Below are 16,518 nucleotides of genomic sequence, written 5' to 3'. Positions count from 1 at the left end.
GTCGTCGCATTCGGGGTCGGGCGGATCGGCACCGTCGTCCGTGCATTGTCGCAGGTCGCTGGATCCGCAGCTTGGGGTGGTATAGGATCCCTCGTGCAGAGGGTGGTGCCGGCGGAAGGTAGCCGCGACGCGGTCGTCGCGCACACCGTCGAGTTTCCATTCTCGCGCATCGGGGAGGACGACATGCGGTACGGCTTCCGGCGGGCACTCGCCTTCGTGATCTTCTACGCCGTCGCGGCGGGCGGGGCCGCCTCGGCCAAGTCCTGGAGCTGCCGCAATGAGCAGTTCGAGATCCACTGCGACAAGAACGGCTGCGAGAGCAGCGCGGCCGGCGAGTTCACCCCGATGGGCGTCGGCCTCGACGGCCGGACCTTCGACGTCTGCGCCTACGAGACCTGCTGGAGCGGCCGCGCCCGCGTCCACGAACGCGACCACGTCGTCCACGTGCACGCCGGCGGGCTCGCCATGACCGCGAACCCGAAGTCGAAGGCGCGGTTCGACCTGCTGCTCGACACGAAGGCCGGCGTAGCCGTTCTCCTCGGCGAGGGCTTCGCCCAGCCGATGACCTGCAAGCTGGAGTAGGGGGAAGGCGCGGGGACGTCGGTCGCGAAGCCCGTCTGCAACACCGCGCGTTTCCGCGACTTGGTCCGTGGACACGGGCCATCCACGGACCGTGAATGTCCCCGACGATCTCCACCGTGGCGATGGTGCGAACCTTCGTGAGGTGGTCGGCCCGCCGTCACGGACCAACCCATTGGAAGGCGAGTACGAAACGCCCTCGAACGATGTTCGGAAGCGGCCTGCGCCCCGGCCGCCGGGCTCGTCGGTGCGTCTGCTCCTTCCCCGTGCCTACCCCTCGCGTACCGCGTTCATGCGGTCGAAGCCGCTCGCGAGGTCGGCGATGAGGTCGTCGGGATCCTCGAGGCCGACGTGGAGGCGGACGAGGTGACCGGGCTCGTTCCAGGTGGTGGCGGTGCGGATCTTGCGCGGGTCGGCGACGATGGCGAGGCTCTCGAAGCCGCCCCACGAATAACCGAGGCCGAAATAGGCGAGGCCGTCGAGCATTGCGGCGACCGCTTTCAAGGGCATCTCCCGGGTCACGAAGGAGAACAGCCCGGAGGCGCCGGAGAAGTCGCGCCGCCAGAGCGCGTGGCCGGGGTGCGAGGGCAGGGCCGGGTGGAGCACCTTGGCGACCTCCGGACGGGTCTCCAGCCAGCCGGCGACCGCGAGGGCGCTCTCCTGGTGGCGGGCGAGGCGCACCGCCATGGTCCGGAGACCGCGCAGCGCGAGGTTGACGTCGTCGGGCCCGCAGCAGAGGCCGCTGTCGCCGTGGAAGGCCTTCAGGAGCGGCCACGCCCGGTCGTTGGCGGCGACGGTGCCCATCATCACGTCGGAATGGCCGACCACGTATTTGGTGGCCGCCATCAGCGCGACGTCGACGCCGTGGTCGAGCGGGCGGAAGTAGACCGGCGTCGCCCAGGTGTTGTCCATCACCGTGAAGGCGCCGTGGTCGCGCGCAGCCGCGGCGACGGCGGGGACGTCCTGCATCTCGAAGGTCTGCGAGCCCGGCGCCTCGGTCATCACCACGCGGGTGTTCGGCCGCATCAGGGCGGCGATGCCGGCGCCGATGGTCGGGTCGTAATAGTCGACCGAAATGCCCATCCGCTTCATGACGCCGTCGGCGAAATGGCGGGTCGGGCCGTAGGCGCTGTCGGTGATCAGCACGTGGTCGCCGGCCGAGGCGAGCGACAGCAGCGCCGTCGAGATCGCCGACAGGCCGGACGGACAGAGCACCACGCCCGCGGCACCGTCGAGCTCGGCGAGCAGGCCCGTCAGCGCGTCGGTGGTCGGCGTGCCGCGGCGGCCGTAGTGGTAGCGCTGCCGGCCCGACAGCATGGTCTCGACGTCGGGGAAGGTCACGGTCGAGCCGTGGTAGACCGGCGGATTGACGAAACCGTGCTGCGCCCTCGGATCGCGCCCACCGTGGGCGAGGCGGGTGTGGACGTCCGCGGTGGCCTTGTCGTCCTTCGACATCGTCTGATCGGGTCCTGGTCGGCGACGCTCGGCGCGTCGGCTCGGGTCTGATGGGGCGGCCATCCTAGCGACCCGGGCGCGGAACGCCAGCCGTGCGACGCCGGGGCGGTCAGGCCGCGACCTGACCGGTCGTCTCGGCCCGGTGCAGCATGCCGAGGAGGTCGCGCGGCTCGTCCGGGTCGGCGATCATGTCGAGCTGCTCGACGAAACCGGCGTGTTCGCTCACGCGGTCGTGGACGTAGCGCAGCGCCGAGAAATCCTCGATCGCGAAGCCGACCGAATCGAACACGGTGACGCGGTCGCGGCCGGTCCGCCCGGGCTTGGCGCCGGTCAGCACCTCCCACAGTTCGGTGACGGGATGGTCGGGCGCGAGCTGCTGGATCTCGCCCTCGATCCGGGTCTGCGGCGCGTATTCGACGACGATGTCGGCCCGGCGCAGGATGTCGGCCGAAAGCTCGGTCTTGCCCGGGCAGTCGCCGCCGACGGCGTTGATATGGACGCCAGGGCCGACGAGGTTGTCGTGGAGCACGGTGGCGTTGCGCTTGTCGGCGGTCACCGTGGTGACGATGCCGGCGCCCTCGACCGCCTCGGCGACGCTCGCCGCCTCGACGATCTCGAAGCCGTAGCGGGCGAGGTTGCGCGTCGCCTTGCGCGTCGCCACGGGGTCGACGTCGTAGAGGCGCAGGCGATCGACGCCGAGGATCGCCTTGAAGGCGAGCGCCTGGAACTCGCACTGCGCGCCGTTGCCGATCACCGCCATGGTGCGCACGCCGGCCGGGGCGAGCGCCCGGGCTGCGACCGCCGAGGCCGCGGCGGTGCGCAGGGCGGTCAGGATGGTCATCTCCGAGATCAGCCGGGGGTAGCCGGTGGCGACCTCGGCGAGGACGCCGAAGGCCGTCACGGTCTGCAGTCCCTCGCGCAGATTCTTCGGATGCCCGTTCACGTACTTGAAGCCGTAGGAGATTCCGTCGCTGGTCGGCATCAGCTCGATGACGCCGTCGGCGCTGTGCGCGGCGACGCGCGGCGTCTTGTCGAAGGCCTGCCAGCGCCGGAAGTCCTCCTCGACATAGCCGGCGAGGTCGGTCAGCACCCGCTCGACCCCGAGGCCGTTCACGAGGCGCATCATGTTGTGGACGCTGACGAAGGGAACCTGGTTCAGCATGGTCTCGCGCCTTCAGAAGCTCGGGGTGGGGCGGTCGAGCACGCGGCGGCCGAACAGGCTGGCGGCGAGGTCGACCATCAGCGTCGCGGTGCGGCCGCGCTCGTCGAGGAAGGGGTTGAGCTCGACGAGGTCGAGCGAGCGGACGCGGCCGCTGTCGTGCAGCATCTCCATGGCGAGATGGGCCTCGCGGAAGGTGGCGCCGCCCGGCACGGTGGTGCCGACGCCCGGCGCGATGGCGGGATCGAGGAAGTCGACGTCGAGGCTGACGTGGACGATGCCGTCGGCCGCCACGACCCGCTCGACGAAGCGGCGCACCAGCGGGGCGATGCCGATCTCGTCGACGTCGCGCATGTCGTGGACGCAGATGCCGGAGCGGCGCAGCGCCTCGCGCTCGGCCGGGTCGACGCTGCGCAGACCGATCTGGCAGACGTTCTCCGGCTCGAGCGTCGCCGGCGGGGCGGGCAGGTGCGGGGCGAAGTCGGCGATCCCCGCGGCATAGGCCATCGGCACGCCGTGGAGATTGCCGCTCGTGGTGGTCGCGAGCGTGTGCATGTCCGGATGGGCGTCGAGCCAGAGCACGAACAGCTCACGGCCCTCCTCGCGGGCGCGGCGGGCGAGGCCGGTCATGGTGCCGGCGGACAGGCTGTGGTCGCCGCCGAGGAAGATCGGCACGCCCTCGGCCGCTTCGGCATGGGCGATGTCGGCGAGGTGCCGGGTCCAGGCCGCGACCTCGGCGAGGTTTCGGATCGCCGGATTGGGGTGGGCCGGCACGGCCGACGGCGTCACCGCGAGGTTGCCGCGGTCGACGACGCCGTGGCCGAGGTCCGCGAGGGCCTCGGCGAGGCCGGCGGCGCGATAGGCGTTCGGACCCATGTCGCAGCCGCGACGGCCCGTCCCCGCCTGCACAGGCACCCCGACCAGAATGCACGACCGCTCCATGCCCGTCCTCCGTAGTCGCCCCGTCCGGAGAGACTCGCATCCCGGCGCGGCGCTTGGAACGGACCGAATTGCGCGATCCGGCGGCTCGTTCTACCGTTTCGGAAAGCGACTTCGCCCGGAACGGAAGTCATGGATGCCGTCGACCGTCAGCTGATCGCGATCCTGCGCCACGACGCCCGCCGCAGCGTCACCGACATCGCGGCCGAACTGGACCTGTCGCGCGCCACCGTTCGCGCGCGGATCGCGCGTCTCGAGGAGAGCGGCGAAATCGTCGGCTACACCGTGGTGCTGCGCTCGGACGCATCCGTGCAACCGGTGCGGGCGTTGGTGATGGTGGAGGTCGAGGGCAGGGCGCTCGACCGCGTCGTCGACGCGCTCACCGGCTTTCCCGAAATCGGAGCGATCCACACCACCAACGGCCGCTGGGACGCGGTCTGCGAGATTTCGTCGGCCAGCCTGACCGACCTCGACGCCCTGCTCCGGCGCATCCGCCTCGTGCCGGGCGTCACGGCCTCCGAGACCACGCTGCTGCTGGCGACCCCGCGCAGCACCCGCGCGCGACTCTGAGCACAGGGTCGGGCGACGAGGGCCGGGACGCCGGTGGCGGAACGAACGGCGTTCGCCGCGTGGCCGCGGTTCGCCGATTCCATCACGATGCGCGATCGCTCGGCCACGAAATGCGATGATCGCCCTGCGAAGGGGCGTCGTGACGACGCGGACATTCCTGCCGCGGTGCGGTCGACGGCGTGCCGCGGTGCGTCACCAACAGCGGCGGCGCAATATTCGCGCGGCAAGGGGCCGGTCGGATCGGTCGAGCGAAGGCGGCGCGCCTGCCGAAATGCTAGGCTCGGGGCGGTTCGATTTGTGGGCAGTTGGCGTTTCTTTGGATCCCGATCCCGAAGCGGCCGGAATTTCCTGCCCAACCATTGACCTTGCCCACGGAGTATCCTGTACTGGACGTCATCTCGGCCTCGTCCGGGGTCTCTCGACGCGTGGGGAAGGGATCGAGCGCACCGATGACGTCCATCGATTTTCGGAATGACCTGTCCGGAATCGGCATTGGATGCCACGAGTTCGTCATATTAAGCCGACCCCGCCGAGACGCTCCGCATGCCGGACCGGTTTCGAGATTGTCCAAGATTCGAACGGAACAGAAAAAAGGGAGCCTTCGAATGAACGCCACTTCCGTGAAGACGCTGGCCGTCGGCGCACTGCTCGCCACCGCGGCCGCCGTCGCTCCGGCGAGCGCCGGGACGCTCGACGACGTCAAGGCCAAGGGGTTCGTGCAGTGCGGCGTCAACGGCGCCGGTCTGCAGGGCTTCGGCGCGCCGGACGACAAGGGCGACTGGAAGGGTCTCGACGTCGACATGTGCCGCGCCGTGGCGGCCGCCGTGTTCGGTGACGCCACCAAGGTGAAGTTCACCCCGCTCAACGCCAAGGAGCGCTTCACCGCCCTGCAGTCGAAGGAAGTCGACATGCTGGCGCGCAACTCCACCTGGACGATGTCGCGCGACACCCAGCTCGGCATCCAGTTCACCGGCGTGAACTACTACGACGGCCAGGGCTTCATGGCCAAGAAGTCGCTCGGCGTCTCCTCCGCCAAGGAGCTAAACGGCGCCTCGATCTGCGTGCAGTCCGGCACCACCACCGAGCTGAACCTCGCCGACTGGTTCAAGGCCAACGGCCTCACGTTCAACCCGGTCGTGTTCGAGAAGCAGGAAGAGGCCGACGCCGCTTACGACAGCGGCCGCTGCGACGCCTACACCACCGACGCCTCGGGCCTCTACTCGATCCGCCTGAAGCTCACCAACCCGGACGACCACGTCGTGCTGCCGGAGATCATCTCCAAGGAGCCGCTCGGGCCGGCGGTCCGCCAGGGCGACGACCAGTGGGCGATGATCGTGAAGTGGTCGCTCTACGCCATGGTCACCGCCGAGGAGTTCGGCGTGACCCAGGCCAACGTCGACGAGATGAAGAGCTCGGAGAACCCCGAGATCAAGCGTCTGCTCGGCCTCGACGGCAACTTCGGCGAGAAGATCGGCATCGGCGCCGACTGGGCCTACAACATCGTCAAGGCCGTCGGCAACTACGGCGAGGCGTTCGACCGCAACGTCGGCGCCGGCTCGCCGCTGAAGATCGAGCGCGGCCTGAACGCGCTGTGGTCGAAGGGCGGCCTGCAGTACGCCCCGCCGATCCGCTGATCCGCGACGTCTCGTCCGGCCGGGCCCCCGCGCCCGGCCGGTCTTCCCGCTGGGACCGGTGCGTGGAACGTCCGCGCGCCGCCTCGGACCGTATCCGACTTTCCCAAGGGCCGCCCATGACGCTGCGTGACACCGCGCCCGCTCCCCTCGCCGCCCCGTCGCGGGCCGGCTCCTGGCTCTACGACCCCACCATCCGCGGCATCGTCTATCAGGTGGCGCTGGCGCTGTTCCTGGTGCTGTTCGGCTGGTGGATCTTCGACAACACCGTCCAGAACCTCCGGGCCGCCAACATCGCGTCGGGCTTCGGCTTCATGAGCGATCGCGCCGGCTTCGACATCGCGCAGAAGCCGATCGAGTTCACGCCGGACGACACCCACGGCCGCGCTTTCCTGGTCAGCCTCGTCAACACGCTGATCGTGGCCGCGCTCGGCATCGTCGGGGCCACCGTGCTCGGCTTCTTCGCCGGCGTCGCGCGGCTGTCGCCGAACTGGCTGCTCTCCAAGGTCGCGATGGTCTACGTCGAGACCTTCCGCAACGTGCCGCTGCTGCTGCAGTTGCTGTTCTGGTACAAGGCGGTGCTGTCGGTGCTGCCGGGTCCGAAGCAGGGCGTGGTCCTGCCGCTCGGCTCCAACCTCTCCAACCGCGGCCTGATCGTGCCGCGGCCCGTGCCGGGCGACGGTTTCGGCGCCGTCGAAATCGCCGTCCTCGTCGCGATCGCCGCCGTGTTCGTGCTCGCCCGCTGGGCCAAGAGCCGCCAGGAGGCGACCGGGCAGATCTTCCCGACCTTCCGCGTCGGCGCGGCCGTCGTCGTCGGCCTGCCTCTCGTCGTGTTCCTCCTCGCCGGGATGCCGCTCTCCTTCGAGTATCCCGAACTCAAGGGCTTCAACTTCGTCGGCGGCTTCGTCTTCAAGCCGGAACTGATGGCGCTGCTGCTCGGCCTCGTGATCTACACCGGAGCCTTCATCGCCGAAGTGGTCCGCGCCGGCATCATGGCGATCAGCCACGGCCAGAGCGAGGCGGCCTTCGCCCTCGGCCTGAAGCCGGGCGTCACCATGCGCCGGATCATCATCCCGCAGGCGATGCGGGTGATCATCCCGCCGCTGACCAGCCAGTATCTCAACCTGACGAAGAATTCCTCGCTGGCGGTCGCCGTCGGCTATCCGGACCTCGTCGCGGTCTTCGCCGGCTCGACGCTGAACATCACCGGACGCGCCGTCGAAGTCATCTTCCTCACCATGGGCGTCTACCTCGCGATCAGCCTGGTGACCGCCGCGTTCATGAACTGGTTCAACACGCGCGTCGCGCTGATCGAACGCTGAGGCGAGGGAGGTACCAGCCATGACCGACGTCACCGCCCCGTCCTCGCCGCGCCGCCCGATCTTCGTCCGCGACGCTTTCGTCACCCCGCAGCCGCCGCCGGCCTCGACGATCGGGCCGGTGGCCTGGATCCGGGCACGGCTGTTCTCCGGCCCGGTCAACTCCGCGATCACCCTGGTGACGCTGGTGTTCCTGGCCTGGGCGCTGCCGCCGATCATCCGGTGGCTGTTCGTCGACGCCGTCTGGACCGGCGACAACCGCGAGGCCTGCCTTCCGGTCGACGGCCGCGAGGTCGGCGCCTGCTGGGCGTTCATCAAGGCCAAGTTCGGCCAGATCCTGTTCGGCCGCTACCCGGTCGAGGAGCGCTGGCGCGTCGAACTGACCGGGCTCTTCTTCGTCGTCGGCCTCGTCATGCTGGCGGTGCCGAAGATCCCCTGGAAGGGCGTGACGGCCTACGTCATGCTGGTGGTCTTCCCGATCGTCGGCTTCTACCTGCTCTACGGCGGCACCGGCTTCGACCCGCTGGCGCCGTGGGTGGTGGCGGCGGTGCTCGCCGTCCTCGCCGCCCTGCCGTCGTTCCCGTTCAAGCGGCCGGTGCAGGTGGCGCTCGCGCTGATCCTGCCGCTCCTGATCGCCGACGTGGTGTTCGGGCTGATCGCGCTGCCGGTGGTCGAGACGTCGCTGTGGGGCGGCCTGATGGTGACGCTGGTCGTCGCCGTCACCGGCATCGTCGCCTCGCTGCCGCTCGGCATCCTCTTGGCGCTCGGTCGGCGCTCCAAGTTGCCGGTGGTCAAGTTCGTCTCGGTGGTGTTCATCGAGTTCTGGCGCGGCGTGCCGCTGATCACCGTGCTGTTCATGGCCTCGGTGATGCTGCCGCTGTTCCTGCCCACGGGCGTGAACTTCGACAAACTCCTCCGCGCCCTGATCGGCGTGGCGCTGTTCTCCGCCGCCTACATGGCCGAGACGGTCCGCGCCGGCCTGCAGGCGATCCCGAAGGGCCAGTACGAGGCGGCCGCGGCCATGGGCCTCGGCTACTGGCAGTCGATGCGGCTGATCATCCTGCCGCAGGCGCTGAAGATCGTGATCCCCGGCATCGTGAACAGCTTCATCAGCCTGTTCAAGGACACCTCGCTGGTGCTGATCATCGGCCTGTTCGACCTGCTCGGCATCATTCAGTTCAACTTCACCGACGCCAACTGGGCGACGCCGAACACCGGCAAGACCGGCTTCGTCTTCGCCGCCTTCGTGTTCTGGATCTTCTGTTTCGGGATGTCGCGCTATTCTCAGTACATGGAGCGCCGTCTCAACACCGGACGCCGACGCTGACACCGCCGGACGGCCGCGACAGACGGCCGCCGATGCAACGACACTGCAGGGGACACACGCACCGATGACCAGCACCAGCAGCAAGCCGGCGCCCTCGCGCGAGATCGCCGTGGAGATGACCGGCGTCAACAAGTGGTACGGCGAGTTCCACGTCCTGCGCGACGTCAACCTCACCGTGACGCGCGGCGAGCGCATCGTGATCTGCGGCCCGTCGGGCTCGGGCAAGTCGACGATGATCCGCTGCATCAACCGGCTCGAGGAGCACCAGAAGGGCAAGATCGTCGTCGACGGCATCGAACTCACCAACGACCTCAAGCGGATCGACGAAATCCGCCGCGAGGTCGGCATGGTGTTCCAGCACTTCAACCTGTTTCCGCACCTCACCATCCTGGAGAACTGCACGCTGGCGCCGATCTGGGTCCGCAAGATGCCCAAGAAGGACGCCGAAGATCTGGCGATGCACTATCTGAAGCGCGTCAAGATCCCCGAGCAGGCCAACAAGTACCCCGGCCAGCTCTCGGGCGGCCAGCAGCAGCGCGTCGCGATCGCGCGCTCGCTCTGCATGAAGCCGAAAATCATGCTGTTCGACGAGCCGACCTCGGCGCTCGACCCGGAGATGGTCAAGGAGGTGCTCGACACCATGACCAGCCTCGCCTCCGACGGCATGACCATGCTCTGCGTCACCCACGAGATGGGCTTCGCGCGCCAGGTCGCCGACCGGGTGATTTTCATGGACCAGGGTCAGATCGTCGAGCAGAACGAGCCGAACGCGTTCTTCTCCAACCCGCAGCACGAGCGCACCAAGCTGTTCCTCAGCCAGATCCTGCACTGAGGACGACGTCGCGGCGGTTGAAATCCGCGGCGGTCGGCGTAATCTGTCGGAGTGGAGACGGGCGGTTGGCCCCGCCCGCCTCCTGATCGGACTAGATGAACGAAATGCGGACCGTCAGTACCCAGCGGTCCGCATTTTTCGTCAGTCTGACCTCCAGCGTCCAACGCTTGCGCGTCATGGCCGGTCTCCTGCCCGAGGACGAGGCCGTCGCCACGGTCCGGGAGGCCCATCCCCCGGATCGCGCCGGCCGGGCGCGGCGCTGCTGCTGCCGCCCTCGGGCGGATGACACTCTCTCAGGTTGCCGTTCGATTGTCCAAACCCGCGAGGGCGCCGCGTCGCAGCGGGATCGTTGCGCGGGGGTACCGCGATCGCGCAAGATCGGGCCATGTCCGATCGCACCCGTCACCTGTTCGCGCCGGCGCTGCGCTATTTCGCGGCCGTCGCCCGGCACGGCTCCTTCCGCGCCGCCGCCCGCGAGCTCAACGTCGCCTCGTCGGCGGTGAACCGGCAGATCCTCGGCCTCGAGGCCGATCTCGGCGTGGCGTTGTTCGAGCGGATCGGCCGGCGGATCAGGCTGTCGCCGTCGGGCGAACTCCTGCTGCGCCACGTCACCGACACCTTCCGAGACTTCGAGGCGGTCGCCGGCGAGATCGACGCGCTGAAGGGCATCCGCCGCGGCCGCGTCTCGATCGCCACGGTCGAGAGCGTCGCACAGGATCTCCTGCCCGACATCGTCGACCGCTTCCTGACCCTGCATCCCGGTATCGACGTCGCGGTGGTGACGACGGTGTCGGAGGAGGCGACGCGCCTGGTCACGGCCGGGGAGGTCGATCTCGGGCTGACCTTCAACCCCAACGGCGGGCGCGCTCTCGAGATCGGACTGCGCCGTGTGATGCGGATCGGCGCGGTGGTGGCGCCGTCGCACCCGATCGCGGCGATGGCGAGCGTGCGGCTCGCCGACTGCCTGCGCCACCCTCTGGCGATGCCGGCCAAGGGCCTGTCGATCCGGGCCGCGCTCGACGCCACCGCTGCCTTTCGCGGCGGCGCGCCGCGCAACGCGGTCGAGACCAACACGCTGACCTTCATGCGCGCGATCGCCCGGCACGGCCGCCACGTCGCGTTCCAGACCCGGGTCGGCCTCGAGGCCGAGGCCGCCGCCGGTACGCTGGTGTTCAAGCCACTCGCCGACGCCGACCTCGGCGCCGACCGCTTCGCCCTCGTCAGCCGCGCCGACCGCACGCTGAAACTCGCCGCGGCGACCTTCCACACCTTTGCGCTCCGCGAGCTGGTGCGGCTGTTCCCTGCGGACGATGCCGAAACGGCGACATGAACGCCGCAGCCGCCGCGCGGATCCGCCGCCTCTGCCGACCGCGACGGCCGGAACGTGAGCGGATGATGCCGTTTCGGCATCGAAGAGAGCTCGAAAATGCGCTTTCGCGGACGCAACGAGTCATGCCAAAGTTTCACGCACGCGAAAAACACGGGCAGCGACCACCGCGCGCCCGGCGACGGCAAGCGGAGTGACGAGTTGGCGGCCGGCCGATTGACGACCCACGTCCTGGACACCGCCACCGGGCGGCCCGCCGCCGGCATGGCGGCGCATCTCTATGCCGTCGAAGGCGACGACCTGCGCCTCGTGCGCAGCGTCGTCACCAACGCCGACGGCCGCGTCGACGGCCCGGTACTCGCCGGTGACGACCTCGTGGCCGGCGTCTACGAGCTGCGGTTCCACGCCGGCGACTACCTGCGAACCAGCGGCGCCGCGCTCACCGACCCGCCGTTCCTCGACGTCGTGCCGATCCGCTTCGGCATCTCGGATCCGACGGCGCACTACCACGTGCCGCTGCTGATCTCGCCCTACGGCTATTCCACCTATCGCGGGAGCTGAGCCGATGCGCGACACCGTCCGGATCATCCGCCGTGGCAGGATCGTCGAACTCGACCGGGTCGGTCCGACCGAGACCCTGCTCGACTACCTGCGCCTGCGCGAGGGTGCCGTCGGCACCAAGGAGGGCTGCAACGAGGGCGACTGCGGCGCCTGCACCGTCGCGGTCGGCAGCTACGAGGACGGCCGCGTCGTCTACCGGCCGGTCAACGCCTGCATCCAGTTCCTCGGCGCCCTCGACGGCAAGGAGATCGTCACAGTCGAGGACATCGGCGCCCCCGGCGCGCTGCACCCGGTGCAGGCGGCGATGGTGAAGCACCACGGCTCGCAGTGCGGCTTCTGCACCCCGGGCATCGTGATGAGCCTGTTCGCGCTCTACCACCGCGACGGCCGCGCCGAGCCGCCGACGCGCCGCGAGATCGACGACTGCCTCGCCGGCAACCTCTGTCGCTGCACCGGCTACCGCCCGATCGTCGACGCCGCGCGCGAGGCGCTGGCCGAGCCGGCGGCCGACGCCTTCGTCACCGCCGAATCCACCACCGCCGGCCTGATGCAGTTCCTGTCCGACCGGCGCGACATCTTCGTCGGCGACGACGAGGCGTTCTTCGCCGCGCCACGCTCGGTGGAATCGCTCGGCAAGCTCTACGCCCGCCACCCCGACGCGACCCTGGTCGCCGGCGGCACCGACGTCGGGCTCTGGGTCACCAAGCAGTTCCGGCCGCTCGGCAAGGTGATCCACCTCGGCCGCGTCGGCGGGCTCGACCACGTCGAGGACGTCGGAGACGCCGTGATCCTCGGCGCCACCGTGTCCTTCGAGGCGGCGGTGCCGCACATGGCGGCGATCGACCCGGACCTCGGCGAGATCTTCCGTCGCATCGGATCAACCCAGGTGCGCGCCAGCGGCACGGTCGGCGGCAACGTCGCCAACGGCTCGCCGATCGGCGACAGCCCGCCCGCGCTGATCGCGCTCGGTGCGACGCTCGAACTGATGCGCGGCCTCGAGGGCCGGGCGCTGCCGATCGAGGACTTCTTCGTCGACTACGGCAAGCAGGACCGCGAGCCAGGCGAGTTCGTCGCCGGCATCCTGGTGCCGAAGCTGCGCGACGATCAGGTCTTCCGCGCCTACAAGATCTCCAAGCGCTTCGACCAGGACATCTCCGCCGTGATGGCCGCCGTCCGCCTCACCCTCGACGGCGGCGTGATCACCGAGGCGCGGGTCGCCTACGGCGGCATGGCGGCGACGCCGAAGCGGGCGCGCACGGTCGAGGCTCGCCTCGTCGGCGCCGAGCCCGCCAAGGCGCAGACATGGTCGGCGGCGATCGAGGCGATCGCGGAGGATTTCACGCCGCTGTCGGACATGCGCGCCAGCGCGCACTACCGGCTCGAGACCGCGCGGGCGCTGCTCGCCAAGGCGCTGGTCGAGGTGGCCGGCGCGCCGACGACGCGTACCCGCGTCACCGGCCGCCGCGAAGCGGAGGTGGCGTGATGTCGGCCGTCGAGACCCGCCCCGAGGACGAGCGCCCCCTGTCGGTCGTCCGCCAGCCGCTGCCGCACGACAGCGCCGAACTCCACGTCACCGGCCGTGCCGTCTACATCGACGATATGCGCGAGCCCGCCGGCACGCTGCATCTGGCGCCCGGCTGGTGCCCGAACATCGCCAAGGGCGTGATCCGCGACGTCGACCTCACCCGCGTCCGCGCCGCGCCGGGGGTGGTGGCGGTGATCACCGCCAAGGACGTCCCCGGCGTCAACGACTGTTCTCCCTCGATCGGCGGCGACCCGGTGCTCGCCGACGGCGAGATCGAGTTCTGGGGGCAGGTGGTGTTCTGCGTCGTCGCCGAGACGCGCGATCAGGCCCGCCGGGCCGCCCGGCTGGCGCTCTACGAGGGCGAGGCCGGCACGCCGATCGTCACCGCCGAGGCCGCGAAGGCGGCCGGCACCACCGTGCTGCCGGAATACCGCTTCGGCCGCGGCGAACTCGGCCGCGCCTACGGCAACGCCCAGCGCCGCACCGAGGGCCGCTTCGTCATCGGCGGTCAGGAGCACTTCTACCTCGAGAGCCAGATCGCCATGGCGATCCCGGGCGAGGCCGGCGACGTCCACGTCTGGTCCTCGACCCAGCACCCGACCGAGGTGCAGCACATCGTCGCCAAGGTGCTCGGCATCCCCGACGCGGCCGTCACCGCCGAGGTGCGGCGCATGGGTGGCGGCTTCGGCGGCAAGGAGAGCCAGGCGACCCAGTGGGCCTGCCTCGCCGCGCTCGCCGCCAAGGTGACCGGCCGGCCCTGCAAGATCCGGCTCGACCGCGACGACGACTTCGTCATGACCGGCAAGCGCCACGACATGGTGGCGGACTTCCGCGTCGGCTTCGACGGCGAGGGCCGCCTGCTCTCGGCCGACATGCACTTCCTGTCGCGCTGCGGCTATTCGGCGGACCTGTCGCTCGGCGTCAACGACCGCACGATGTTCCACGCCGACAACGCCTACTACTACCCGACGGTGCAGATCCGCTCGGAGCGGCTGAAGACCAACACGGTCTCCAACACCGCCTTTCGCGGCTTCGGCGGCCCGCAGGGCGTGCTGGCGGCCGAGCGGATGATGGACACGATCGCCGTTCTCACCGGCTTCGACCCGCTCGAGGTGCGCAAGCGGAATTTCTACGGCCCCGGCCGCGACGTCACGCCCTACGGCATGAAAGTCGAGGACAACGTGCTGGCCGAACTGGTCGGCGAGCTCGAGAAGAGCTCGGATTACCTGCGTCGGCGTCAGGAGATCCGCGCCTTCAACGGCCGCAACCGGATCCTGAAGCGCGGCATCGCGCTGACGCCGGTGAAATTCGGCATCTCCTTCACGCTGATCCACCTCAATCAGGCCGGCGCGCTGGTCCACGTCTACACCGACGGTTCGGTCCACCTGAACCACGGCGGCACCGAGATGGGGCAGGGGCTGTTCACCAAGGTCGCCCAGGTGGTGGCCGAAGAGTTCGGCATCGGCTTCGACCGCGTCCGCATCACCGCGACGACCACGGCCAAGGTGCCGAACTCCTCGCCGACGGCGGCCTCCTCCGGCACCGACCTCAACGGCATGGCCGCCCAGATCGCCTGCCGCGAGATCAAGGGCCGGATGATCGACTTCGTCGCGCAGGAATACGGTACGCCGCCGGAGCAGATCGACTTCCGCGACGGGCAGGTGATCATCGGCAACGGCTCGGTGCCCTTCGCCGAGATCGTCAAGAAGTGCTACACCGCGCGCGTCCAGCTCTCCTCGGCGGGCTACTACTCGACGCCGAAGATCACCTGGAACCGCGACAAGGCCGAGGGCCGGCCGTTCTACTACTTCGCCTATGGCGCGGCCTGCTCGGAAGTGGTGGTCGACACCATGACGGGCGAGATGAAGGTCGAGCGCGTCGACCTCTTGCACGACTGCGGGCGCTCGCTCAACCCGGCGCTCGACATCGGCCAGATCGAGGGCGGCTTCGTCCAGGGCATGGGCTGGCTGACGACCGAGGAACTGGTGTTCGACGACAAGGGCCGGCTGCGCACCCACGCGCCGTCGACCTACAAGATCCCGTGCTGCTCGGACGTGCCGGACGCCTTCACCACCAAGCTGTTCGACGGCGTCAACCGCGAGGAGTCGATCTACCGCTCCAAGGCGGTCGGCGAGCCGCCGCTGATGCTGGCCTGCTCGGTGTTCTCGGCGATCTTCGACGCCATCGCCAGCCTGAAGCCGGGCGTGGTGCCGCCGCTCGACGCCCCGGCGACGCCCGAGGCGATCATGCGGGCCGTCACCGCCATGCGGAGGGCGGAGGGATGATCCCGGTCTTCACCACGCTGGCGCGCCTGCTCGCGACCGAATCCGCCGTCGCCCTGGTGACGGTGGTCGGCGTGCGCGGGTCGGCGCCGCGCGAGGCGGGGGCCCGGATGATCGTCACCGCCGGCGGCGATATCGCCGGCACCATCGGCGGCGGCCGGCTGGAACTGGAAGCGATCGCGGCGGCGCGCGCGATGATCGCCGCGGGCACCGAGAGCTTCGCCGTGCGCCGCTTCGCGCTCGGCCCGGCGCTCGGCCAGTGCTGCGGCGGCCACGTCACGCTCGGGATCGAGACGATCGCCGTCGCCCGGCTCGGCGAGGTCGCGAGCCTCGCCCGGGTCGAGGCGTCCGGCCCGTTCGAGACCGAGGCCGCGGTGGCCGAGGGCGCGCCGGTGCGCCGGCGCCTCGTCGGTGCGGCCACGGGCGATCCGGGCGCCGACCTCGACGACGGCGTGCTGCGCGAGGTGTTCGGCGCCGCCGGGCGGCCGGTCTGGCTGTTCGGCGCCGGCCACGTCGGCCGCGCGCTGGTGCTGGCGCTCGCCGGCCTGCCGTTCCGGGTGAACTGGGTCGACGAGCGGGCCGAGATGTTCCCGGGCGCCGTGCCCGGCAACGTCCGCCTCGTCGTCGCCGAGCGACCGGAAGAGCTGATGCCCTCGGCGCCGGAGGGTGCGATGGTGCTGGTGATGACCCACGACCACGCGGTCGACCTCGCCATCGTCCACGCGGCGCTGGCGAGGCCGGGGATCGGCTATGTCGGGGTGATCGGCAGTGCCACCAAGCGGGCGCGCTTCGAGCGGCGGTTGGAGGAACTCGGCCACGCGCCGGAGCGGGCGGGCGCGTTCCGCTGCCCGATCGGCGTGCCGGGCATCCGCTCCAAGGAACCGGCGGTGATCGCGGCGGCGGTGGCCGCGGAACTGCTGATCGAGGACGAGGCGGCCCGTGCCGCCGGCCGGCGGCGACCGCCGCCGCTGGTGGCCGCGGTGGGGCGCCGGCGGCGGGGCTGACCGGCCGC

14 protein-coding genes are annotated in these 16,518 nt (G+C 70.1%); 11 read left to right on the top strand and 3 right to left on the bottom strand.

Translation table 11 applies throughout. The annotated features are described in order from the left end of the window. The first annotated feature begins 183 nt into the window (after positions 1-183). Positions 184-582 carry a hypothetical protein gene (locus EDD54_RS04705; RefSeq protein ID WP_126536110.1) on the top strand — a complete coding sequence of 133 codons (399 nt, stop codon included), beginning with the start codon at positions 184-186 and terminating at the stop codon, positions 580-582. A gap of 267 nt (positions 583-849) precedes the next feature. On the opposite strand, the gene metC is transcribed toward EDD54_RS04705, so the two are convergent. The 3 genes from metC to rocF form a co-directional block, all read right to left on the bottom strand. Then, the gene (gene metC, locus EDD54_RS04700) at positions 850-2,034 is read right to left on the bottom strand and encodes a cystathionine beta-lyase (protein ID WP_126536112.1); all 1,185 of its coding nucleotides are present in this window, start codon (positions 2,032-2,034) and stop codon (positions 850-852) included. Between the two features lie 109 nt (positions 2,035-2,143). Continuing rightward, positions 2,144-3,196 carry an ornithine cyclodeaminase gene (locus tag EDD54_RS04695; RefSeq protein ID WP_126536114.1) on the bottom strand — a complete coding sequence of 351 codons (1,053 nt, stop codon included), beginning with the start codon at positions 3,194-3,196 and terminating at the stop codon, positions 2,144-2,146. Between the two features lie 12 nt (positions 3,197-3,208). Next, a complete protein-coding gene (gene rocF / locus EDD54_RS04690) occupies positions 3,209-4,135 on the bottom strand; it encodes an arginase (RefSeq protein WP_126536116.1) in 927 nt (308 codons plus the stop codon). A gap of 129 nt (positions 4,136-4,264) precedes the next feature. Between rocF and EDD54_RS04685 the strand changes: the two genes are divergently transcribed. From EDD54_RS04685 to xdhC, 10 genes are all read left to right on the top strand, one after another. Continuing rightward, a complete protein-coding gene (locus EDD54_RS04685) occupies positions 4,265-4,702 on the top strand; it encodes an Lrp/AsnC family transcriptional regulator (protein WP_126536118.1) in 438 nt (145 codons plus the stop codon). A 605-nt stretch (positions 4,703-5,307) separates the two neighbouring features. Next, positions 5,308-6,336, top strand: a complete 1,029-nt coding sequence (locus EDD54_RS04680) for an amino acid ABC transporter substrate-binding protein (RefSeq protein WP_126536120.1) — start codon at positions 5,308-5,310, stop codon at positions 6,334-6,336. A gap of 116 nt (positions 6,337-6,452) precedes the next feature. Further along, positions 6,453-7,655, top strand: a complete 1,203-nt coding sequence (locus EDD54_RS04675; RefSeq protein ID WP_126536122.1) for an amino acid ABC transporter permease — start codon at positions 6,453-6,455, stop codon at positions 7,653-7,655. A 19-nt stretch (positions 7,656-7,674) separates the two neighbouring features. After that, positions 7,675-8,979 (top strand): amino acid ABC transporter permease, encoded by a 1,305-nt coding sequence (locus EDD54_RS04670; protein WP_126536124.1) that lies wholly within the window; start codon positions 7,675-7,677, stop codon positions 8,977-8,979. A gap of 64 nt (positions 8,980-9,043) precedes the next feature. Continuing rightward, positions 9,044-9,811, top strand: coding sequence for an amino acid ABC transporter ATP-binding protein (locus EDD54_RS04665; protein WP_126536126.1), 768 nt, complete (start codon positions 9,044-9,046; stop codon positions 9,809-9,811). Positions 9,812-10,196: 385 nt separating this feature from the next. Continuing rightward, positions 10,197-11,141 (top strand): LysR family transcriptional regulator, encoded by a 945-nt coding sequence (locus tag EDD54_RS04660; protein WP_126536128.1) that lies wholly within the window; start codon positions 10,197-10,199, stop codon positions 11,139-11,141. A 213-nt stretch (positions 11,142-11,354) separates the two neighbouring features. Next, a complete protein-coding gene (gene uraH / locus EDD54_RS23370; RefSeq protein WP_281009187.1) occupies positions 11,355-11,699 on the top strand; it encodes a hydroxyisourate hydrolase in 345 nt (114 codons plus the stop codon). A 4-nt stretch (positions 11,700-11,703) separates the two neighbouring features. Beyond that, positions 11,704-13,182, top strand: a complete 1,479-nt coding sequence (gene xdhA, locus EDD54_RS04650; protein WP_126536132.1) for a xanthine dehydrogenase small subunit — start codon at positions 11,704-11,706, stop codon at positions 13,180-13,182. Then, complete coding sequence (xdhB, locus tag EDD54_RS04645; RefSeq protein ID WP_126536134.1) at positions 13,182-15,509, top strand: xanthine dehydrogenase molybdopterin binding subunit; 2,328 nt, start codon at positions 13,182-13,184, stop codon at positions 15,507-15,509. Before xdhA ends, xdhB begins: the two co-directional genes overlap by 1 nt. Beyond that, positions 15,506-16,510 carry a xanthine dehydrogenase accessory protein XdhC gene (gene xdhC, locus EDD54_RS04640; protein WP_126536136.1) on the top strand — a complete coding sequence of 335 codons (1,005 nt, stop codon included), beginning with the start codon at positions 15,506-15,508 and terminating at the stop codon, positions 16,508-16,510. Before xdhB ends, xdhC begins: the two co-directional genes overlap by 4 nt. Positions 16,511-16,518 lie beyond the last annotated feature (8 nt).

Source organism: Oharaeibacter diazotrophicus (assembly GCF_004362745.1).
GTDB classification, from domain to species: domain Bacteria; phylum Pseudomonadota; class Alphaproteobacteria; order Rhizobiales; family Pleomorphomonadaceae; genus Oharaeibacter; species Oharaeibacter diazotrophicus.
Note: the sequence above shows the minus strand (reverse complement) of the source record. Positions and strands in the feature narration are given on the sequence as shown.